The 22,030-nt window shown below is 38.6% G+C and carries 18 protein-coding genes and 1 pseudogene; 10 read left to right on the plus strand and 9 right to left on the minus strand.

All coding sequences use genetic code 11. From position 1 onward, the window contains the following. Positions 1–142: 142 nt before the first annotated feature. Both ACM03V_RS27650 and ACM03V_RS27655 read left to right on the plus strand, forming a co-directional pair. The gene (locus ACM03V_RS27650; protein WP_414624017.1) at positions 143–1,321 is read left to right on the plus strand and encodes a protein kinase domain-containing protein; all 1,179 of its coding nucleotides are present in this window, start codon (positions 143–145) and stop codon (positions 1,319–1,321) included. A gap of 128 nt (positions 1,322–1,449) precedes the next feature. Continuing rightward, a complete protein-coding gene (locus ACM03V_RS27655) occupies positions 1,450–1,635 on the plus strand; it encodes a DDE transposase family protein (RefSeq protein WP_414624018.1) in 186 nt (61 codons plus the stop codon). Between the two features lie 277 nt (positions 1,636–1,912). Here the strand turns inward: ACM03V_RS27655 and ctpC are convergent, their stop codons facing one another. Next, positions 1,913–3,202: a carboxyl-terminal processing protease CtpC gene (ctpC, locus tag ACM03V_RS27660; RefSeq protein WP_414624019.1), complete on the minus strand. Its 1,290-nt coding sequence runs from the start codon at positions 3,200–3,202 to the stop codon at positions 1,913–1,915. A 174-nt stretch (positions 3,203–3,376) separates the two neighbouring features. After that, on the minus strand, positions 3,377–4,612 hold the full coding sequence (gene ispG, locus ACM03V_RS27665; protein WP_414624020.1) for a (E)-4-hydroxy-3-methylbut-2-enyl-diphosphate synthase: 1,236 nt from the start codon (positions 4,610–4,612) through the stop codon (positions 3,377–3,379). Positions 4,613–5,173: 561 nt separating this feature from the next. Between ispG and ACM03V_RS27670 the strand changes: the two genes are divergently transcribed. After that, positions 5,174–5,590 (plus strand): GIY-YIG nuclease family protein, encoded by a 417-nt coding sequence (locus tag ACM03V_RS27670; protein ID WP_414624021.1) that lies wholly within the window; start codon positions 5,174–5,176, stop codon positions 5,588–5,590. 206 nt (positions 5,591–5,796) lie between these two features. Then, positions 5,797–6,801, plus strand: a complete 1,005-nt coding sequence (locus ACM03V_RS27675) for an isochorismatase (RefSeq protein WP_414624022.1) — start codon at positions 5,797–5,799, stop codon at positions 6,799–6,801. Positions 6,802–7,031: 230 nt separating this feature from the next. Here the strand turns inward: ACM03V_RS27675 and ACM03V_RS27680 are convergent, their stop codons facing one another. Continuing rightward, positions 7,032–7,919 carry a LysM peptidoglycan-binding domain-containing M23 family metallopeptidase gene (locus ACM03V_RS27680; protein WP_414624023.1) on the minus strand — a complete coding sequence of 296 codons (888 nt, stop codon included), beginning with the start codon at positions 7,917–7,919 and terminating at the stop codon, positions 7,032–7,034. Positions 7,920–8,208: 289 nt separating this feature from the next. Between ACM03V_RS27680 and ACM03V_RS27685 the strand changes: the two genes are divergently transcribed. Together ACM03V_RS27685 and ACM03V_RS27690 are read left to right on the plus strand one after the other, a co-directional pair. Next, positions 8,209–9,411: an HhoA/HhoB/HtrA family serine endopeptidase gene (locus ACM03V_RS27685; RefSeq protein WP_414624024.1), complete on the plus strand. Its 1,203-nt coding sequence runs from the start codon at positions 8,209–8,211 to the stop codon at positions 9,409–9,411. Positions 9,412–9,561: 150 nt separating this feature from the next. Beyond that, a pseudogene (locus ACM03V_RS27690) lies at positions 9,562–10,777 on the plus strand (RNA-guided endonuclease InsQ/TnpB family protein). A 162-nt stretch (positions 10,778–10,939) separates the two neighbouring features. Here ACM03V_RS27690 and ACM03V_RS27695 read toward each other — a convergent pair. From ACM03V_RS27695 to ispD, 3 genes are all read right to left on the minus strand, one after another. Beyond that, entirely contained in the window at positions 10,940–11,284 is a 345-nt protein-coding gene (locus tag ACM03V_RS27695; RefSeq protein WP_414624025.1) for a DUF760 domain-containing protein, read from the minus strand. 265 nt (positions 11,285–11,549) lie between these two features. After that, a complete protein-coding gene (gene scpB / locus ACM03V_RS27700) occupies positions 11,550–12,095 on the minus strand; it encodes an SMC-Scp complex subunit ScpB (RefSeq protein WP_414624026.1) in 546 nt (181 codons plus the stop codon). A 239-nt stretch (positions 12,096–12,334) separates the two neighbouring features. Continuing rightward, complete coding sequence (gene ispD, locus ACM03V_RS27705; protein WP_414624027.1) at positions 12,335–13,015, minus strand: 2-C-methyl-D-erythritol 4-phosphate cytidylyltransferase; 681 nt, start codon at positions 13,013–13,015, stop codon at positions 12,335–12,337. A 270-nt stretch (positions 13,016–13,285) separates the two neighbouring features. On the opposite strand from ispD, the gene ACM03V_RS27710 reads away from it, so the two are divergent. Then, positions 13,286–14,224, plus strand: a complete 939-nt coding sequence (locus ACM03V_RS27710; RefSeq protein ID WP_414624028.1) for a glycosyltransferase family 9 protein — start codon at positions 13,286–13,288, stop codon at positions 14,222–14,224. A 1,299-nt stretch (positions 14,225–15,523) separates the two neighbouring features. After that, positions 15,524–16,294, plus strand: coding sequence for a hypothetical protein (locus ACM03V_RS27715; RefSeq protein WP_414624029.1), 771 nt, complete (start codon positions 15,524–15,526; stop codon positions 16,292–16,294). Between the two features lie 276 nt (positions 16,295–16,570). On the opposite strand, the gene ACM03V_RS27720 is transcribed toward ACM03V_RS27715, so the two are convergent. Together ACM03V_RS27720 and ACM03V_RS27725 are read right to left on the minus strand one after the other, a co-directional pair. Next, positions 16,571–17,044, minus strand: a complete 474-nt coding sequence (locus ACM03V_RS27720) for a CRR6 family NdhI maturation factor (protein ID WP_414624030.1) — start codon at positions 17,042–17,044, stop codon at positions 16,571–16,573. 279 nt (positions 17,045–17,323) lie between these two features. After that, complete coding sequence (locus ACM03V_RS27725; RefSeq protein WP_414624031.1) at positions 17,324–19,570, minus strand: S8 family serine peptidase; 2,247 nt, start codon at positions 19,568–19,570, stop codon at positions 17,324–17,326. 824 nt (positions 19,571–20,394) lie between these two features. On the opposite strand from ACM03V_RS27725, the gene ACM03V_RS27730 reads away from it, so the two are divergent. Continuing rightward, the gene (locus tag ACM03V_RS27730; RefSeq protein ID WP_414624032.1) at positions 20,395–20,838 is read left to right on the plus strand and encodes a Fur family transcriptional regulator; all 444 of its coding nucleotides are present in this window, start codon (positions 20,395–20,397) and stop codon (positions 20,836–20,838) included. A 311-nt stretch (positions 20,839–21,149) separates the two neighbouring features. Here the strand turns inward: ACM03V_RS27730 and ACM03V_RS27735 are convergent, their stop codons facing one another. Further along, on the minus strand, positions 21,150–21,476 hold the full coding sequence (locus tag ACM03V_RS27735; protein WP_414624033.1) for a hypothetical protein: 327 nt from the start codon (positions 21,474–21,476) through the stop codon (positions 21,150–21,152). Positions 21,477–21,549: 73 nt separating this feature from the next. On the opposite strand from ACM03V_RS27735, the gene ACM03V_RS27740 reads away from it, so the two are divergent. Continuing rightward, on the plus strand, positions 21,550–21,957 hold the full coding sequence (locus tag ACM03V_RS27740; protein WP_414624034.1) for a hypothetical protein: 408 nt from the start codon (positions 21,550–21,552) through the stop codon (positions 21,955–21,957). Positions 21,958–22,030: the final 73 nt, after the last annotated feature.

Consider the following 22,030-nt stretch of genomic DNA (forward strand, 5'->3'; position numbering starts at 1 on the left):
TCATAAAAATATAGAGATATCTTGCGGTTTTTTATAAAAAGCATTGCTAACTAAAATATGAATTATATATATATATATAGGTAGATTCTACTTAAATAAAATTACGTAATAAAAGCATTATAGTTAAAATAAAAAAATATATATGATAGGTAAGTTAATATGCGATCGCTATCAGGTAATTCAGATTCTCAATCAAGGAATGTTCTGTCAAACCTATATAGCCCGTGACATTACTATTAGTGATTATCCCACGTGTGTTGTCAAACACTTTCTACCTAGCGATAGAATTGCGCTGCCAGTAAAAATCCGTAGAAGGCTATATAAGCGCGAAGTTGAAGCTTTGATGAAATTAGACAACTATGAGTATGTTCCACATCTTTTAAATCATTTTGAATATAATCAAGAATTCTATTTAGTCCAAGAATTTATTAAAGGGCATTCTCTAAGCACCGAATTGCAGCCCGGTAAACGTTGGAGTGAAACCAAAGTAATTGAATTATTACAAGAAGTTTTAAATATTTTGGTTTTCGTTCACTCTCAGGGTTTGATTCATCGCGATGTCAAGCCGAGTAATATCATGAGACGGGAAGGAGACAATAAATTAGTGCTGATTGATTTTGGTGCTGTAAAGCCAATGTGGAATGAGTTGGTTAAAAATCAAAGCATTAGTGATAGTACAACCATTGCAATTGGCACACCAGGCTATATGCCTTACGAACAACATCAAGGTAAACCAGTTCCTAGTAGCGATATCTATGCCCTCGGTACGATTGCTATCCAAGCACTTACGGGTATTCATCCAATACAGCTACCAAAAGATCCAAATACTGGCGAAGTTGTTTGGCGACACTTGGTTCGTATTAATAAAAAATTAGCTTCAGTAATCAACAAAATGGTAGCATACCATTCTCAAAACCGATATCAGTCAGCTACACTTGCATTCGCCGCACTGATGCAGTTAAATAAGTTAAATTGTACTGCTTCATCTACACAGGAAAATAACTTGATTTTGGCATCAGTTGAACTAGCACCAGAATTAAATGAATTCAGTTCAACAGCAACCGATTCAATAACATTACAAAAATTATTAGCTCCAGCAACAAACGATTTCGACTCCCCAACGTTGAATGATGAAATGAAGACAGCATCAGAAAGCGATACGATTGTTTCCATGTTTTCTCACAAATCGGCTTTGTACATCGGCTTGGTAATAGGTGTAGTTTCTGGTTTCGCTTTATTGTTTTTCAGCTACTTTTCCATCCAGACAATTGATTCTATTAAAATACAAAATTCTCATATAGAAAATCTTCGTCAGCGTTAATGGAATATGGAATGGTAGAAGAAGTAACTTAACAAATTAATGCGTTAGTGTTGTGCCATATTTATTTTGATGGATTAATCCCTTTGAAATTAATCTGGTGTAATACTAGATAATCCAAAATCATCTTTATGGAATCTTCACAATCCTGGTATATTATCAAACGCTCTACCCAAAAATGCGAAATCGCCTCCAGCGAATTAACACCTGAAGACGATAGAGAAATTATAGAAAAATGGGGGCCTTTTAATTCAAGAGAGGAAGCCATATCCCGCCGTATAGGGTTAATTAGGACGGGAAAATGTCAGCCAGCTTGAAAAAGTTAGGAGTTAAGAGTTAAGAATTGTGAGTTAATAAATTCACCTTCCTAAAACTCAAAAGCGAGAAATATTAATTTGTAATTAGCAGTTTTTAACTTAATTAAAGAGAAGATGTAATTTCCTTCTGGCACAATCAACAATAAAAATGGCTCTCTACAAGCCTTTACTGCTAACTAACTCCTAACTCCTATAAAGACGCGATATAATGCCCTGGCGGGCACGCAATACCTACGGTACGCTCCGCTAGGCCCTAACGCGTCTCTACAACTAATAACTACTTCCTCTCGGCTCTAACATTGCCTTTTGCAGCAATTTCTTTTTTCAATTCTTCAATGGCTTTAGCAAATTGAGGATCTTGTAAGGTAGCTAGTTTATCGCGTTGTTTGAGCCACAAATTTTGTCGCTGTTCGTCGCTCAACTCGACTTTGATATCTGGCTTAATCCCGGCTTTGTTAATATCTGCACCGCTAGGGGTAAGATATTTAGCAATCGTGACTGCCACTCCGGAACCGTCATCAAGGGGACGTACTGATTGCACTAAACCTTTACCAAAAGTCTTGCTACCAACTAAAACAGCACGCTTATTATCCTGCAACGCACCGGAAAGAATTTCACTCGCACTAGCACTTCCCTTGTCTACTAAAACTACTAATGGTTTTTCCGTGAGCGATCGCCCGCTTGCTGCTTCTTTCTCTACAACTCCCTTGCGGTCAACGGTGGAAACAATCGTACCATCCTTGAGCCACATCCGGGCAATTTCGATACTAGAGAATAATAAACCGCCTGGGTTATTACGTAAATCTAGAACATACCCATCAACGTTTTTCTTCTCCAAATTTGTAATAGCATCGCGCATTTCCTTAGAAGCATTAGCGCTAAACTGCTTGAGACGAATATAGCCAGTTTTACCCGCAGGAGTTTGTTTTACCGAGTAATCGACCGGATGAATTTCGATTTTTGCTCTGGTTATTAAATAATCTCTTGGCTTTTCTCCGCTACGAGAAATAGTTAGCTTAACCTGACTTCCGGGTTCCCCTCGAATTAAAGTTACAGCTTCACTAGTATCCATTCCCTCGGTACTTTTGCCATTAATTTTAGTAATGACATCTTTCGCCAAGATACCGGCTTTAAATGCTGGGGTATCTTCCAATGGGGCAATGACGGTTAACTTTTTAGTTTCCTCATCAAGACCAATAGTGATACCAACACCAGTTAGTTCTCCAGAGGTATCCACCTGCATATTCTTGAACTCTTTGGGGTCCATAAAGCGGGTGTAGGGGTCATTCAGCTTTTTAAGCATTTCCCGGATGGATTTGTAGGCTTGTTCCTTGTCAGTGTATTTTTTATCCAAATACTCTTTACGAACGGCCTGCCAATCTACCTGGTTAAAAGTACCATCTACGTATTGGCGGTAAATAATCTGCCAAACTTCATCTACGATCTCTTTAGGACTTTCTTTAAATAAGGCTTGTCCTTGTGGAAGGTTTACAAGTCCTGCGACGGCAATCGTTGAAAGCGTCACGGCTGTAGCACCTAAAACAAGTCCACTTCTTCTAATCACCATATTACAGCTGTGCCAGACTGAATTTACATAGTCAGTATGCTCAATCTAACACAGCCTAACACTGTACAGACCGAGCATAATTTGTTATTTCGGTAAATTTTTCCATTAATCCGGCTAGCTTTGCGGGGTAGCACAAAACTAGCAAGATTTTTTCCGTAAAAAGTTGTTGTTTGTTTAATCTGGTTCTACCCAACGTTCATCTGCTTTGATCAAGTTTATCAATTCCTCCACACCTTTATCTTCTGTCACCTTCTTAATTTCTTCTCTACCCCTGTAAAGCGAGATAAATCCGGGAGTTTTACCAACATAGCCGTAATCAGCGTCGGCCATTTCTCCGGGGCCATTAACAATGCAGCCCATAACAGCAATATCCAATCCGGTGAGGTGACTGGTTGCTTCACGGACTTTGTGCAGCACCTCTTCTAAATTAAACAAAGTACGACCGCAGGAAGGACAAGCCACGTATTCCACCATCGTCTTCCGCAATCCCAAAGCTTGTAAAATACTGTAACAAACTGGAATTTCTTTTTCCGGAGCTTCCGTCAAAGAAACGCGAATTGTATCGCCAATACCATCGGCTAACAAGGTACCAATTCCGGCAGTAGACTTAATCCGCCCGTATTCGCCGTCTCCAGCTTCCGTAACACCTAGATGCAGGGGATAATCCATACCTTCATCATCCATGCGCTTCGCCATCAACCGATAAGCAGCCAACATTACCGGCACTCGCGAAGCCTTCAGTGAAATTACGATATTATGAAAATCTAAAGATTCACAAATACGAATAAATTCCAGCGCCGACTCCACCATTCCTTCGGGAGTATCGCCGTAAGTAAACAGCATACGTTCGGCAAGGGAACCGTGATTTACCCCGATTCGCATTGCTTTCCCTTGATCGCGTAAAGAAATTACCAAAGGTTTAAGAGTATCGGCAATTTTATCGCCAATTTCGTCAAATTCAGCCTTAGTATATTCAGTTCGATTAGAGTCTGGTTTTTCAAAAACGTACAGCCCCGGATTAATCCGTACCTTTTCAATATGCTTGGCAACCTCCAAAGCAATTTTCATCCCATTGTGATGTACGTCGGCAACAATAGGCACATCCTGGTAAGTTTGCTTTAACTTTTGTTTAATTTCCGATAAAGCTCTAGCATGAGCCATACTCGGTACGGTAACTCTGACAATTTCGCAGCCGATTTCATGCAAGCGACGAATACCGGCCACGGAACCGGCGATATCCAAAGTATCCTCATTAATCATCGACTGCACTACCACGGGGTACCCTCCCCCAATGGTGATATCGCCGACTCTTACAGGACGAGTTTTGCGCCGCTTGATGGTAGTTTCAAAAGCGGCAGGGGCCGTAGATGAGCTATTATTAGTTGCTGTTGGTGTTGGCAGGGTTTGCATAACCTGTTTCAGTAAAATTCTGTAGCGAAGATATCAAATTTTCAAACATTCTGTTTTTCAGATTGCCATAATTTAAGCGGTTTAGATGTTAATTTTCGTAGGAATTAAGCTAATTATTAGAATAAAGCAGCTTTATGATTGCACGCAAATAGGTAATTATCTAGATAGAAGCAATACAATAACCGTTTTGGGAAAATAATTGTAATTATTTGGCGGATGTAGTTACCTGGCGAATATAATTCGCGGCTACACAGGCAAAGTCCACCTGCGTGGACTAATTTGTAGGTTGGGTTGAGGAATGAAGCCCAACAAAAAATCTTGGTTGATACTCACATTTTGCACTATTCTCAACAAGCATTTGAAACAAGAGCAAGAAACCGAGTTTCTTAGGGATTAACAAGGATGGTGCAAAAAGTCAGTTTTATTCAACCTACGAACTGAAAATTGAAAACAAGTAAAATTAGAATAATCACAGTAAGCGAGGTTTTGATGTGCCGAAAATCACTTTAGAAGTATCAGAAGAACTTTCTCAACAATTAGCAACTTTAAGCTTACAGAAATATGACAGATTTTGGCTACATTTATTTAATTCATGCTGTAGGAACTAATAGATACAAAATTGGTAAAACTATTAGGGATGTTGAAATTAGATATAAAGAACTCAATAGTAAACAATCTCCATATCCATTGAAATGTATGGGTTACATAGAGACTCATAACCTTAGAGAAGTAGAAAAAATCCTACACGATACTTTTAAAGATAGTAGAGTACACGGAGAATGGTTTTGTTTTGATAAAAAGGATATCCGCATGGTAGAAGCAGCTATTTATAACCAAGCGCACAAGCCAGAAATACCCTTACACCCTCACTATGAATATGATATTTATGACTTTCATCAACCGATCTTACTTACTTTAAAACCAATAGATGAAGCTTATTATTTTGACACTGGTGAAATTGTAGAACTTGATAGTTGAAATACTAAACTGGCATATTAAAAAGAATTATATTCTCCGTCGGATGACGATACAAACGAGCAAGGCATCACCAAAATTTTAATAATGGAGCCGCACTTTCCCCGTACACACCTTATAAAAGCTTGATAATGGTGCCGTACACACCCTACAAAACTCTATCAACACTCATATCATTAATACAATGTCAACCACAAAAAATAACAAAAATGAATACCCAACTCCCCATTCCCTCACATTTCAACCCCGCAAAAGTTAGCGAAATCTGGCGAGTACCTTATCAACAACGCTCCATCGATGCCGAAGAATGGGCAAAGCAACACAACATCAAACCAGCATCTGAAGATAAAAGCCGCGTTTGTCTGCTATTAATCGATGTTCAAAACACTTTTTGTATTCCCGATTTTGAATTATTTGTGGGTGGAAAGTCGGGAAAAGGTGCGATCGCCGATAATGTGCGTTTGTGTGAATTTATTTATCGTAACTTGGGTGAAATTACCACAATCATAGCCACGATGGATACTCACACCGCAATGCAAATTTTCCATCCGGTGTTTTGGGTAAATTCCGCAGGGGAACATCCGATTCCTTCGGCTACTAATATTGTTCCAAATGATATTGATAATGGCAATTGGCAGGTTAATCGGGCAGTTAGTTACAGTTTGGGGTACGACTACGAATTTTTAGAAAAATACGCTTACCATTACGTCAAGAAACTCACCGACAACGGTAAATATCCCCTCACGGTTTGGTCATATCATTCTATGTTGGGTGGAATTGGCCATGCTTTGGTTTCTTCGGTAGAGGAAGCAATATTTTTTCACTCCATCGCTCGCAATTCTCAAGCGCAATTTGAAATTAAGGGAAATAATCCTTTAACTGAAAATTATTCGGTATTAAGTCCAGAAGTATTACAAAGTTTTGATAATTCTCCTATTGCAGAAAAAAATACCCGTTTAATCAAACAGCTTCTAGAATTTGATAAAATCATCATTGCCGGACAAGCAAAAAGTCACTGCGTAGCTTGGACAATCGACGATTTATTAACAGATATTAAGAAAATAGATATTAACCTTGCCAAAAAAGTTTATCTCCTTGAAGACTGCACCTCCCCAGTGGTAGTACCCGGAGTTGTTGATTACACCGAACAAGCAGATGCCGCATTTAAAAGATTTGCTTTATCGGGAATGAGAACAGTGAACAGTGAACAGTGAGCAGTGAGCAGCTAGGAGTTAGGAATTATTAAATATCAAATATCAAATTAGCCCACGGAGGTGGGCTTTGTTTGTGTAGCCCCAGACTTCTAGTCTGAGGGAATTGGGAGTTAGGAATCAAAAATGTCAAATGTTGGGTTACGGCTGTTTATTTATAGTCAAAACCATGATTCTCGGATGCACCTAACCCAACCTACGGAATATTCTTCCCCCTCTCTCCCAATTCCCAATTACTTCAAATACTCCCAAGGATCTTTCGCTACCCAACCTAAAGAAGAACTGGAACGTATTTCAAAATGAAGGTGGGGTTTTTTCAATGTTGGTGTTCCGGTACTTCCTACTGTTCCGATTAAATCGCCTTTGTTTACTTCCTCTCCAGCGCTAATTTTGATATCCTCAAGGTGGGCATAGCGGCTTTGCATTCCGTTGCTGTGATTGATAATTACTAAGTTGCCGTAAGAACCTTGTTCTTGGGCTAATACTACTATTCCTTCACCAATTGCCTGTACGGAGGTTCCTGGTTGTGCTGACAAGTCAATTCCGCTATGGAAGAACACCTCACCATTATCTGGATTTATTTGCCACCCATAAGGAAAAGCTACAGCAGTATTTTCTGCTAAGGGATATCCGTTTAATTTATTAGAATTGGAAATAGTTTCGAGAACATTTGGTTCCGTCGATGCAGCTTGGGTTGAATTTTGCGATTTCTTTAATTGCGGAACAAAAACGACTTCAGGATTTTCTTGACAACCATTGACTTCAAAAAGCGCATCGGCACGAATAGAGTGTTGTGCTGCAATTTGCTTTAAAGTTTGTCCCCTGCCTACTTTAACGACAATTCCATCGTAAGGAGGAATAATTATTTCTTTACCTACAGTAACTTTACCGTTACGTATTGCAGGATTCATGCGGATAATGGTTTCAGGAGTAACGTTATAGCTTTGTGCTATGGCTTTTAAACTTTCTTCTGGTGCTACTTGATGGCGCACGAAACGTTCTAAAGCCGGTTCTGGACAATTTCTTTGTTTAGACTGCGCCCAAGCAGAATTGGGAAATGTAGATAAGCTAAGTATACCGGCTAAACCGCAAAACAAGACTGAACAATAACGAAAGCTCATGTATATAAAAAAATGATAAGTTTATATATAGATTATTTTAAAGATTAAGTACCGTGTATTCGTCGTATGAATTTTAGATTTTAGAATTTTCGTCAATCTAAAATCTTCGGTTCTGTGGATTTATTCAATAGGGTTAATCCAAAATCTAAAATGGGTTGGTTCTTATAAATTTTATTATTCAAGGGTAAGTATTTTAATACCTTTGTTGTCAAACTTATCTCTCAACTAGTCTCTTTGTTGACTAAAATTATAAAATCGCATCTGCATTGCTGTCCTTAAGCGTATGGTTATGAAGTTATCTGTAAAGCAATTGGCTGTTTCCCTTTCTTTAGTGGCAATTGGTGGTGGTGCAGGATTATTAGGAAGTCGCTTCCTGCCACAAAGTCGTTCTTACAATCAGTTTAAAAATGTTACAGTATCTTTGCCCCCGGAAACTGCTATTAACCGTCCACTGGGAACTTCTACTGCCGGAAATGGAGGCGGTGAAATGAATTTTATTGCTAACGCAGTACAAAAAACTGGATCTGCGGTAGTACGAATTAATGCTACTCGTAAAGTGGCTAATCCAATCTCAAAAGCATTAAAAAATCCTCTCTTACGTCGATTTTTTGGAGAGGATGAGCAACCGTTTCCTCAAGAAAGAATTGAACGGGGTACGGGTTCGGGTTTTATATTAAGCGATGATGGAAAGCTGTTGACCAATGCTCACGTAGTATCAGATACAGATACCGTGCAGGTAACTCTTAAGGATGGTCGGACTTTTGAAGGTAAGGTGGTTGGTGTTGACAAAATCACCGATGTAGCTGTTGTTAAGATCCCCGCTTCAAAATTACCTAATGTCAAATTAGGAAGCTCGCGTAATTTGATTCCTGGGCAATGGGCGATCGCCATTGGTAATCCTTTGGGTTTAGATAATACCGTCACAATTGGAATTATCAGCGCCACCGATAGAACCAGCGCTCAGGTAGGTGTTCCAGACAAGCGAGTCAGCTTTATTCAAACTGACGCTGCGATCAATCCCGGTAATTCTGGTGGCCCTTTATTAAATTCCCAAGGTGAAGTGATTGGGGTAAATACGGCAATTCGCGCCGATGCTCAAGGTTTAGGTTTTGCGATACCGATCGAAACTGCTGCTCGTATCGCCGATGAATTATTTACTAAAGGAGAAGTTCAGCATCCTTTCCTTGGTATTGAAATGGTGGATTTGACTCCTAGTAAGACAAAGCAGCTCAGTCAAGAAACATCCTTTGAACTAAAAGAAGAAACTGGCATTTTAGTAAGAAGAGTTACAGATGATTCCCCCGCAAAAGAAGCCGGATTGCGCCCTGGGGACATTATTGAAAAAGTTAACAAACAACCCGTCAAATCTTCCGCACAGGTACAAAAATTCGTGGAATCTTCAACGGTAGGAGATACTCTGCAAATTCAAGTTAAACGAGAAGGCAAACTTCAAACATTTAAAGTTCAATCTGGAGCTTATCCCCATAAGTAACAGAGAATTTGGAAAGTGTTGAAAGTTTTGAAATAACAAGTTTTCAACTTTACCGAAAAATGAGGGTAAGGCAGCCCCGTCCTTTAGTACTTCTTTTTATTTGATCAACCCACCTTATACTCATAATATAGTATAAGTAGGAGGTTTAATATGTTAGTTTTTGAGTTCAAAGCATACGGGAAAAACAATCAGTTCCAAGCAGTAAGCGAAGCGATTCGTACCGCTCAATTTGTTCGTAATCGTTGTATTCGACTATGGATGGACAATAAAGGGACGGGTAAAAACGATTTGCAGAAATACTGTGCGGTTCTCGCTAAACAGTTTTCCTTTGCTTCTGAACTTAATTCAATGGCTAGACAATCTTCTGCAGAAAGAGCGTGGTCATCTATAAATCATTTTTATGAAAATTGCAAGAAAGGAGTAGCGGGTAAGAACGGATTTCCAAAGTTTCAAAAAAATTGCCGTTCTGTTGAATATAAAACGTCGGGCTGGAAGTTAGCTGACAACCGTAAATCAATAACTTTCTCAGATAAAAAAGGCATAGGTCGATTAAAACTTAAAGGTACTCGCGACCTACATTTTTTTCAAGTCAATCAAATTAAAAGAGTTCGATTAGTAAAGCGTGCGGACGGTGTTTATGTTCAGTTTTGTATTGATTCAGAGCGTCGGGAAAATATCACGCCAACTAAAGAAACAATAGGATTAGATGTTGGACTAAAAGAATACTACACCGATTCAAACGGGAGTGTTGTTAAAAATCCAAAATTTTTGCGTAAAGGAGAAAAAGTTCTTAAACGCGCTCAACGTCGTGTTTCTAAAAAAGTAAAAGGCTCAAAAAATAGAAATAAAGCGAAACATATTTTAGGTAAACGCCACCTCAGAATAAGTAGGCAACGTAAAGACCATGCTGTGAAGTTAGCACGGTGCGTAGTTCAGTCTAACGACTTGATAGCTTATGAAGATTTGAGAATAAAAAATATGGTAAAAAATCACTGTTTAGCCAAATCTATTAATGACGCATCCTGGTATCAGTTCCGTGTGTGGGTTGAATATTTTGGAAAAGTATTTCAACGTGTAACGGTTGCGGTTAATCCTCAATACACCAGCCAAAATTGTTCTAGTTGTGGAGAGGTTGTCAAGAAAACACTTTCTACTAGAACTCATGCTTGTAAATGTGGGTGCGTATTAGACAGAGACGAAAATGCAGCTATTAATATTTTGCATCGTGGACTTAGTACGGTAGGGCATACCGGAACTACTGCGCTCGACGTAGAAAACGCTTGGGGAAATGAAACCTCTATTCAATAAGAGCGCAAGTTTGATTGAACAAGTATCGTCGCAGAACCAAGAATCCTCGTACCTTTAGGTCGAGGAGTGTCAATTAACATCTGCTACTTTCAATTTAGATAAACAGTTAAGAGTTAAGAGTTAGTTAACAATCGGCGGTTTCGGGCTATTACTACTTATGGTAATAACCGGGGAGCCGTAAATCGATTGATAACGCTCATAACTCATAACTAATGCATAATTATTTACTAGTTAAATCATCTAAATTCATCCGTTGTTCCATTTGGCGCAGGAAATACCCCGTCATCATTGCGGAAGCTAAAAGTCCAGCAAGATTATCCCTGTCTGTTGTCACCTGCACGTTAAAGTTTGCTGGGGGTAACATTCCTACAAGCCCTTGGACGTTTTGCGAAATGATTTGTTTAATTTCGGGGCTAACAGACTGGGCTACCCGTGCTAAAACCTCGGGAGGTTGATGTTCAAGATATTTGAGCAACTGATTGGGATCTTCCTCAATGTTGTCAAAAATATTTTGATTCGGGTGTTGGTCGAAATTGTCGTTCAAAAAGTCTGGATCAAACACCATTGGCAATTATTTTCGCTTTTGTTGCTAATTCTACTGTAAACCATACTAAGAGTATGAGGCACCTTGACGAGGCCCAAATAATGCGGTAAGTGCAATTTTTATCGAGCTTTTAGCTTTTAGCTTTTAACTTTTAGCTATTTATTCCAATTTATTTACAGGTATGCCTTTATTTTCACCTGCAATAGCTATCCGCCGTGCTGTTATACTCGCTGCAAGGTTTAATTCGATTGCGCCTCATACTAGCTATAGGTCAAATTTTACCCTTCTAAGCGCTTTCTGCCGCTTGGGTAGCTACCGGGTGTAATTCGAGTTCGAGTTGTTGTTGCTGCTTAAAATTAGAAAAAGGTTGAGGTAATTTATCTATTTGAAAATATTGATGAAATTTTGGGGTAACTTGCACAAGAAAAGAGCGAGAATCGCCGCTACGTTTTTTGCGAACAAAACCTTGTTCCACCAACTCAGGAACGTGTTGATAAGCTCCCGAACCGCGTAAATTGATTAAATCGCTTTGCAGCATCGGACTATTAAGAGCAATCGCAGCCAAAGTGCGTAACGCTCCCACGCCCAATTCCACCGGAATCAGCGTTTGTACCAAGTCGTGAAAATCCGATCGCAATTGCAAACTGTAACCTTGGGGAGTCTCCACAACTTCCAAAGCACTATCTCGACGAGCATATTCATCAACTAGCTTAATTATTCCTTCCTCCACCGTGGCGCGATCGCACTTTGCACAGTCAGCTATTTCCCCAATCGACATGGGTTTGCCCTTCAAATACAAAATCGCTTCAATCTTTGATGCCGCTACAATCATCGGTTATCAATCCACATTCAAGAGTTTATCGCAACGGACAATGCACAACTCAAGAAAATACACTACAAGCAAGTTGGCACGGATAGTACCATTTTATTAATTTAATGTCAAATTTTAATTTGGAATAGGGAACAGTTAGGAGTTAGGAGTTAAGAGTTAGGAGTTAGGAGTTATCTACTCCCTCTCCCTTCAATTACCTATTACCTATTACCAATGCCCCATGCCCAATTCCCAATTCCCTACTTTCTACTTTTCAGAATAAACTCGGCGATCGCTAAATCCTGTGGAGTGGTAATTTTTAAATTAGTTTCTTCCCCTGGGACTATTAATACTTCTATACCGCATTTTTCAAATAAGGCAGCATCATCTGTGACCTCCCAAGCTTTGCGAACGGCTTCTTGATGGCACTGCTTTAATAGTTTGACATCAAATCCTTGAGGGGTTTGTGCTGCCCATAATAGCCGTCGGTCGGGTGTCGATTGAATTATGTTATTTTCATTTACAACTTTAATTGTGTCCTTAACTGGTATCGCGGCAATCAAACCGTTAGTATTACCCAAAGTTTCGGCACAAGAGTTAAATAAATTTGGCGTGGCGAGACATCTTGCTCCATCGTGAATTAATACTTGCTCTGCTTGAGCTGGCAATGCCCGCAGACCATTGTAAACCGATTCTTGACGAGTCGAACCACCATTTATTAATTCGACTGGCTTATCCAACTTCATCTCGCTCAAAATGTTCTCAAAATCTGGGCGATCGTCTGGCTGAGAAATGATTCCAATCCAATCGATCTGCTCGGCTGCCGTAGCAGCTCTTATTGTCCAGCTAATAATTGATTGAGCGAGCAAATTCAACAGGAGTTTATTGCGATCGCTCCCCATTCTTCTGCCGCTTCCCGCTGCGGGAATTAGTAAGTACACTTCAATGAATCCTCGATCTTGTATTAATAACCTTTCTTTATCACACCGTGGGGGAGATGGGGATGGGGAGACAAGGGGACAAGGGGACAAGGGGAAAGATAACTACCTACTTCCTACTTCCTACTTCCTACTCCTAACTTCTAACTCTTCAATCCAAAATCTAAAATCCTATACCCTATGCCCTATGCCCCATGCCCAATTCTCTTTTAAATACGAATTGTCCTCTCATCTTCCCCTAAAATAAATAGCCAGTTACCGTAAATAAATAATATGCGAATAGTAGCCCTTGTCCCTGGTGGAATAGGCGAACAAATTCTATTTTTTCCGACCTTGGACAATCTTAAGCGGAAATACAATACATCTACAATTGATGTAGTGTGCGAACCTTCCTCAAAGGCTGCTTACCGGGTGAGTAAGTCTGTCTCGGAAGTGAAGGTTTTTGATTTTAAAGATCGTAACAGTATGGCTGATTGGGGTAACTTAATCGGTACGATTCGCGATCGCGAATATGATGTTGCAATTACCTCGTCACAAAGTTGGTACACTTGTTTGCTACTGTGGCTAACTGGTATAGGTACGCGGGTTGGTTTCAAGGGAAATGGTTCTATGTTTCTTAATCGCGTAGTACCTCGGAATGAAGAACAATACGCCGCTTATATGTACAGCGATTTGCTCCAAGGGCTGGGAATCAATTCTACCAATCCAGAGCTAGCACTCAATGTACCAAAACCAGATATTGACTGGGCATCTTCCGAACAATTGCGTTTGGGAGTTAATGATACGGGCTATATTTTGGTTTACGGTGGTGGTGATGTCGATACTTCCTATCCCGTGAAAAAATGGCTATCTGCGATCAAAGATTTTAGAGAAAAGCAGCCAGATATGCCGGTAGTGGTTATCTCTCAACCAGATAATCAAGATTTGATGCGTACTCTTTCTGAAGCAATACCAGATATCAAGGAAACTTTTCCCGACAATATTGGTAAACTCGCTGCAATTATCGCCGGGGCTAATTTAATGCTGTGTACTAATAGTGCGCCGATGCAACTTGCCGTCTTCTTGCAAACCTACACTATCGCTTTATTCGGTTTAGCCCAACCTTCTAAATTATTACCTAAAAGTGATAAGTTTATTGCCATAAAATCTCCTACCGGCTTGATGGCAGATATTCCACCAGCAACGGTTTTAGAAAAAGTTTGGCAAGGCTAAATAGAAAATTTCGATAATTACAGAGCAACAGAAAGAAAAATTTCATCTAACTTACAGCACTGGGTATCAAAAAACATACCTAGTGCCATCTTTTTATAAAATGTTACTTATAAGTAAAAAATATTTTAACAAGAAAATTATTCTCGGACAACTATTAAATTTGTTACTTAGAATACAAAATGTTCCAATCGATTAATCAAATAGTTTTATTTGCTAACGAAGTATTTTCAAATAGTTTTTTATCACCATTATTCGATACAAAATATAATTAATTTTTTTTAACCTCCAGGTAAAATCTTAATTAAAATTGATACAATAACTGCTCTTAGGCTGCGATAAAATTATGTTTCATTGATTACATAATTTTGTTGTTTGTATTGATGAATACAATTATATTTTTCTTTGAAAAAAAACTTTATGAGTAGAAGTAATGAGATTTTGATAAACAGGTTAAAAAAAACAAAGTTAGTGCGTTTTAACACCAAAATGTATCAAACGTAAATTTCCGAAAAAGCTCCATAATCCTTGTTGCCAAAGCATTGTCATCTTTTAAGGGGTTGAACCCCTCAATATAAAAAGAGAAGTATCTATTAAGCTATAAAACTTAGTCCAAAGTTTGCTTGAGGATTATGCACTTTTTATTCTTAAGGATAAAAGTTAGGTAGATTTTAGTTCTAATTGTCGAACAAAATACATCTAATTGCGATATGTCATATAGCTAACAAAGTATTTTTTTATTTTTCGTCTAGAAGCCGCTTAATATCGAAGTCGATCGGCTTTTAGAAAGAAAATAATTTTTTTTAGTCATAATGTTAGTTTCATATCATTTTTGGGAATGATAAATTATAAGCCTAAAAAAGTGTTATGCATCTTACCGTTCTATTTAAGTCATCACGAGTAGTGCATCGTCGCCATAACACGGATGATTTGATTATTCAAGTTAGCAATAATGGAAAAACTTAATCCTTTTACACCCAACTATTGCATTCAACTTGTCATATTTAAACTCAGTACTTAGAACAAAAAGGCTTTTCAATTTAACAGCCCGTTTGAAGTTTTGTAACTTTATTGGTCAACATAATCAATGTTGTTGATGTGAAATGTTTATTGTTAGTAATCAATGCCAAAAAAACTTCTAGATTTAAGCCTAAAGTGGTGAATTGATACAAATACTCTTCCTTGTGAAAGATGTACTTATAGAGATAAAAGCGATAAATTCTTTTTCATGAACTTCAATCTAGCTGTTAAGTAGGTCAAATCACCTTTGTAAATGATTAACTAAATATAAGGAAAGAAATAATGGCGATTCGGTTACATAGTTTAGTTATCACTAAAAAACGTTACATCCAGGTAGAGACTCAACCCCATCATCTGACTGGTATTTATAAAAAAATCATGTTTGATTCTCGGAATATACCGTTATGGCAATTTCGCGATACAGAAAGCGCATATTATGAAAATGAAGAAGACGGAACTCTTACATTTTATCAAGCTGTAAGTACCGATACAGCAAGCGCTGGGATTTGGACTTATATGGTATATAACTGTCCCGAAGGTGCAGAAAATGTATTTACTGACTCTGAATTCAATACAAGCATTCAAACTTTAAAAGAACTGTTTGCTGGTAAGAAAATAGAGACATCAGCTTCAGATATTTATGAATATTTACAATATAGATATAGCGACAGTGATTGTTTAGATATAGAGCTGACCTATAGTTGGAATAAATTAGTTGGATGTAAAATAGCAGATGTTTTGTTTGAAGAATACAAAGCATTTAAATCAACATCTGTATTTGCAGAAGGTGCGGGGAAGCGTTACGCGCAGACAATTTTAAATGAATTTATCAAAGCCGGTGAAGAAATTATCGAAAATGGCGGCAATATAGAAGACTTTGAATCAGCCCAATACGATATTTTAAATAAAAATAGTATCGATGAAATGGCTAAACTGATTATTGAATATAACGACTATCGTATATGGCAATCAGCTTTACCAACCAAATCAAAAGCCGTTGAATATGCTTTTAACACGGCATTAAGTCTGATTTCGCGCATTCAACAAGATTAATATAGTGTTTTAAATCCAAATTATAAGAATTAAAGATAGGCAGAAACCCGGTTTAAAAAAAAACCGGGTTTTTATTAATTAGGGTATAGGAAGGAGGAGGGAGTAGGGAGTAGGAAGTAGGGAGTAGGGAGTAGAGATAAAAGTAAGAATTACAGCGTTTTTACCTGATATTTTAGGTTTGCTTACTGCTGAAAAACTATTAATTCAAAATTATCGTCACTATTGCTTATTCCTCTTCCCTGTTGCCCATTCCCTGTTGCCTACTCCCTTCTTCAATTACAGCATTGCAAATAACTCATCATCCAAGTCATAACCGAGCAATTTCGCCATTGACTTGATTCTAGATTGACTGGGAATGTTGTATTTTTCCAGCCAATCTTTTAAAAGAAAAGTTTTTTGCATCAGAAAAATTTCTAAAGCTTCGGGATTATACTGAATACCTTCTTTAGAACTAAACTGATGTGGAACTAACATTGCAGCATAACGAACAAATTCCCCAGATTGCCAATCCAGTAAAAATGGCAGCCACGGGTATTTTGCATCCAAACGAATAAACCATAATCGTACTTCTGGAATTTCCGAAAGTTCCCGTGGGTCTCCCGCTTCTAATTCGTATTGAATATCTAAACTTAGCTGCTGCTCGTTCGATGCGATATTATCCTCAGCAAGAATTTTATCAATTGCCGTTGTCGCAGGTGACAAATCCAAACTGTTAATAGAGCTATTAGGAATTGCGATAGTGAAAGTCATTGCCGTCTTATTGAGCTACGACATTTTACACTAACACCAAATAGGATTTTGGATTGAGAGTTACTCCTGTCTGGTTAGGAGATTACCTAATTTAATTAGAGGGGGGAGAGGGGGAAGAGGGGGAGAGGAAAAGAAATTTTTATAAGTAATCGCAGCTATCGGGAAGGGAGTTAGGAGTTGAGAGTTAGGAATTTTATTTCTTCCCAACTACCAATTACCAACTACCAATTACCAATTCCCAATTCCCAATTCCCAATTCCCAATTCCCTTTACTTCAAATTAACTCAACCACTTATGATACAAGGCACTATCGGCACCGATGGCAAATATATCGATGCGGCTTTGTCCCCAGGATACGGCTGCGGGTGCGGAAAGTGATGCTCCACCGAGGTTTTCCCATTCACCCCAAACCGAACCATTGCATACTTTGCGGTATACGGCGTTATCATTACCGACTGCAAATACATCAAGGCGATCGCCATAAGAGGAAGTGACTGCGGGGGAGTATGCCCACGTACCACCTAAGCTTTCCCAATTGCTGCTCCAAGTACCATTCCAAGTCTTGCGATATATAGCGCGATCGCAACCTCTTATAAATACGTCAACGGAATTCTCGCTGGTAGAAACTGCTGCGGGGGCACCTAAACTTATACCACCCAAAGATAACCATTCACTCCAACAACTTCCATCCCAGAATTTGTGCCAAACGGCATTGTCAGCAGCAACGCTAAATAAATCTAATCGGCTACCCCAAGCGGCGGCAGCAACACCGTGCTTGCATACACCACCCAAATCTTCCCATTCACCCCAAGTCTTACCGTCCCAACATTTACGCTGTAATGTTCTTGCTTGGGAAATAATAAATAGATCGATGTTTCCTTGGTCACGCGCTAATACCGCAGGACTACCTAAACTAAAACCTTCTATTTTCTCCCACTCGCCGGGATTTTGATCTTCGTGCCAAGATTTACGATAAATAGCGCTGTCACCACCAACGATAAAGGCATCAAGTTTATTTTCTCCAGAAGAAACTACCGCAGGTGCATAAAAACTGTTGCCTCCCCAGCTTTCCCATTCGTGCCATTTTGGCTGTTGCGGTAAAAGCTGATCGAAGGCTGCTTTTGCTTGAATAATTCCAGCACCGGAATGATGGTCAAATCCGGGTTCGCCGATGTTTTTCGCGGTATTTTTGAGTAAATCTTTGGCTTCTTGCTGATTTAAGTCAGATTTAGCCTGTTTAAGCAAGGCTACTACACCAGCAGCAATCGGACAAGCCGCAGAGGTGCCGTTATCGCTGGCAAAATAACCCTTGAAATGACTCACCGAGCAAAAATCTGGTTTGTTGGGATCTAAAGATGCTGGCCCCTGACTGCTATAACCAATAAACTGCTCTTCTTTATTAACTGCACCAACAGTCATTACTAAAGGATGTCCGTTTGCACCCCAGATGCTCTTACCGGAACCAAAATCAGTTCCGCATCTTTGGCTCGGACAACTTCCACCACAATTACCCGCAGCAAACAAGACTAAAATACCTTGTTCGATCGCTTCAACAACTTTCCGGGTAAAAGGATGTTCGGGATTATTGGCGTAAAATTCGTCCCAGCTTTCTTGATAAATTCCCCAACTGTTGGTGAGAATTTGTGGGGTACCGTCGGTTTGATACTGCTTAATTGCCCAATCGAATACTTTTAAAGCATTGGAAACCGCATCACCACCAGCAATCCGACAATCGTAGAGTTTAGCTGCGGGAGCCATTCCCAATACATCGGTAGCCGACATATTACCGTGTTCTCCCCACTCTTTGGCAGTAGTTCCCCAATCGGATGCGGGGCCACCAATAACGTTTTTGACACGACGAATGGTTTCTGAGGGGCCACAATCGCGGCCTTCAGCAGTGATTCCACCATCGACAACACCAACTACAATACCTTCTCCTTTAAAACCAGCCGCCCAAATTTGATCTGCACCAAAATATTTGGCGACATCAGCCATAGTTCCCTTGGCTGTGGTTGGGGAGCAGTCGCAGGTACCGATAGGGCAATCTTGCGCCCCCTCCATCGGTGCAACTAAATCTTTTTCTTTTTCTAATAGCGGAATGTCGAAGGGTGCAATGGGAGTGTCTTTATAAACTTTGACTACATTAGATTGTGATTCTAATTCTTGAATATCGCTTTCTTCTATCACCCCACGCACGATAACGGTTTGCTCGTTATTAGCTTGTAAACTTGATACTTGCTCGCTACTAGGATTAACGGTTATCGGTTCGTAGCTGGCATCAAATCTGAAACTACCTGCATTAATTTGTGCGGCAGTTCTAGATGCAGCCAATACACCTTGATTATTCGGTACGCGCAGTTCAACTAAAACCTTCTGCATATGTCCGTAAGATGAAGAAGCATCCATATCAGTGCTAGGCATTTGCCGAGGTGCGGATGGCGAGTTCATATCTAAGATCGGCATTTTCCGAGGAGAAGCATTAAAACCATTATTTATGCTCGGAGTTCCATTTGAATTACTCTGCATTTTTATTACCCTGTTGATCCGGTTAATTGAAATTACGGTTATTAACTGGTTTGTCAATCTCAGTAAATACCGTTTAGTAGATGTGCTTAACTCTTAGAAATACTTAGAAAAATCGTAATTTTTTAAGCTTCTTTTCTGACATTATGTAAATACACCATAGTAAATGAGAATAAGTAAATACACCCAATTACAATTTTCCAGGTATTCGATTTAAGTAAATACCACAGTTATTTTGCTTTTAAATTGCGATCGTTATCTTTGTTATTTTTTGTGAATGTAAAAAATAGAGGCGATTACTGATAAAATTATAAGTCTCTAATTAATTACACTTACTAGTACCGCTTGGCGGAAATAAGAAGTAAGAAGTAAGAAGTAAGAAGTTTGATTTTCTAAGCTTTTCAGCCATTTTTAATGGTTGCCTTATTTAAGCCGTGGTGTACTAGTAACTAAGTAGATCGGCGTAGCCAAATCATAATTAGGAATAGGGAACGGGGAACAGAAAAAGAAAACGGTATTAATTCTTTTTAATTTTTTCCCCTTCTTAGTTGCCTATTCTCCCTTTACGATTACTTAAATTAAAGCCGTGCAATACCAAATAAAGCCGCTAAGTAGACGTTTGCAGTGATTTTAAGCTAAAGTGGTAATGAGTTTATTTTAGATTAACTGGTGAAAAACTAGACTTTTGCGAGACTGACAAAGTTTCTCCTATCAATCTGCATCCTTATATAAAGCAGGAAAATGTAAGTCAAGGATAATTTTGGTGGTTACTTTGATTTTTGCATCTATGAAACAAAAAATAAACTTTGATAGTTAAAAATACTGATATGCAAAAACAAACATTATCTACAAACCCAATTCGTTCCTTAGAAGACGCATTAGAAAGATGTCAAACCCAAGGTATGCGGGTTAGTCGTCAGCGTCGTTACATTTTAGAGTTATTGTGGAAAGCCAACGAACATCTTTCAGCTCGTGAAATTTACGATAAGCTGAATTTAGAAGGTAAGGAAATTGGACATACATCTGTTTACCAGAATTTAGAAGCGCTATCAAGTGGCGGTATTATTGAATGTATCGAACGCTGCGACGGGCGTTTATACGGAAATATCAGCGATTCTCACAGTCATGTCAATTGTTTGGATACAAATCAAATTTTAGATGTTCATTTGGAATTACCTGAAGAAGTGCTTCGTTATGTAGAAGAGAAGACGGGAGTTAAGATAACCGATTACAGCGTTAACTTCTATGGGTATCGTGAATCGCAGGATTGATATCGTTTTTGGGTGGAATTGTGTAGAAACGGGATATTTTACATATGGAGACGCGATACCCTTGCGTCTCTACATTTTTGGGATTGGGTTTTTTACGTTAATTTAAACTTTTTTCGTACACCATTGGAAACACCGCCTTGGAATAAATTCCTGGGCTTCACAAACAAAGTCGCTCTTTTGACGACTGAACAATGCTTTTAGTGCGTTTTAACGTACTTTGTATATTAGCCTTGGAATTAATACTGAGGCGGGAATTTAAGCTTAATAACAATGATGCAAGATGTAAGTTTAAAACACCCTACAGTTGAATATTAATTATCCTGTTTTTTAAATACAAAATTTTTTAATAGTTCTGTACTTAAAGTTATTAGAGGTAACAGAATAATTGCATAAGGGATTATATATTTTTTAGTATTTTCTATTGGTGTATTTCTATCAAATGCAAAAAGAATAAAACCAAATATTCCTGTCAAAATACTGCCAGTTAAGCAAGATGAAAGATAAAGCTTTAATCTCGAAATAAAGTTATTTTTTGGTTCATTTTTTATCTGAATAATAATCCCTTGAATTAATCCGCCATTAGCTCCAAAACCTATAGCTAGTAGTACGCATTTATCTACTTCAGTTAATTGATACATGAGCAAAACCTCTAATTATGGAACGATAAGAATGTAAGCTATAAAAATCCGATCGATACAAAGCGTTTAAACCATGTCTTTAAACAGAAAGCTTTCCTTGATATTGAGCATTGCATTCTTTGCTGGCTGTATTGTTTTAATAATACATATGCTTTCCTCACCTCTCAATCCAGCTACTAAACAATCAATTTTGATTTACCTATTGGTATACGGTGGATTGACGGCAATAATTTATTTATTCAAAAATAGAGATGCTCGAAACTATGGAATTTCAGTTAGTCGTACTATCGGAGCGACACTTGGATTAATTGCTGGTTTTTGCTTGGGTTATCAAATCTGTGTTTTAACTGGAATATTTGATGGTGTTAGTCCGATTGCCACATCATATATTACTATTGCAATTAGTTTTGGGTGTAGTGTACTTGGTCTTCAAATTGGTAGCGTTTTGAGTAACAATATCTTACTATTAGGGAAAAATTAACCTTCCCAGCATAATTGTAACTTTACTTCTATGTAGTGCTAAATACATTTGAAAAAAAACTAGATTAATTGAA

The sequence above is a fragment of the Calothrix sp. CCY 0018 genome (assembly GCF_963920925.1).
Lineage (GTDB): Bacteria > Cyanobacteriota > Cyanobacteriia > Cyanobacteriales > Nostocaceae > Rivularia.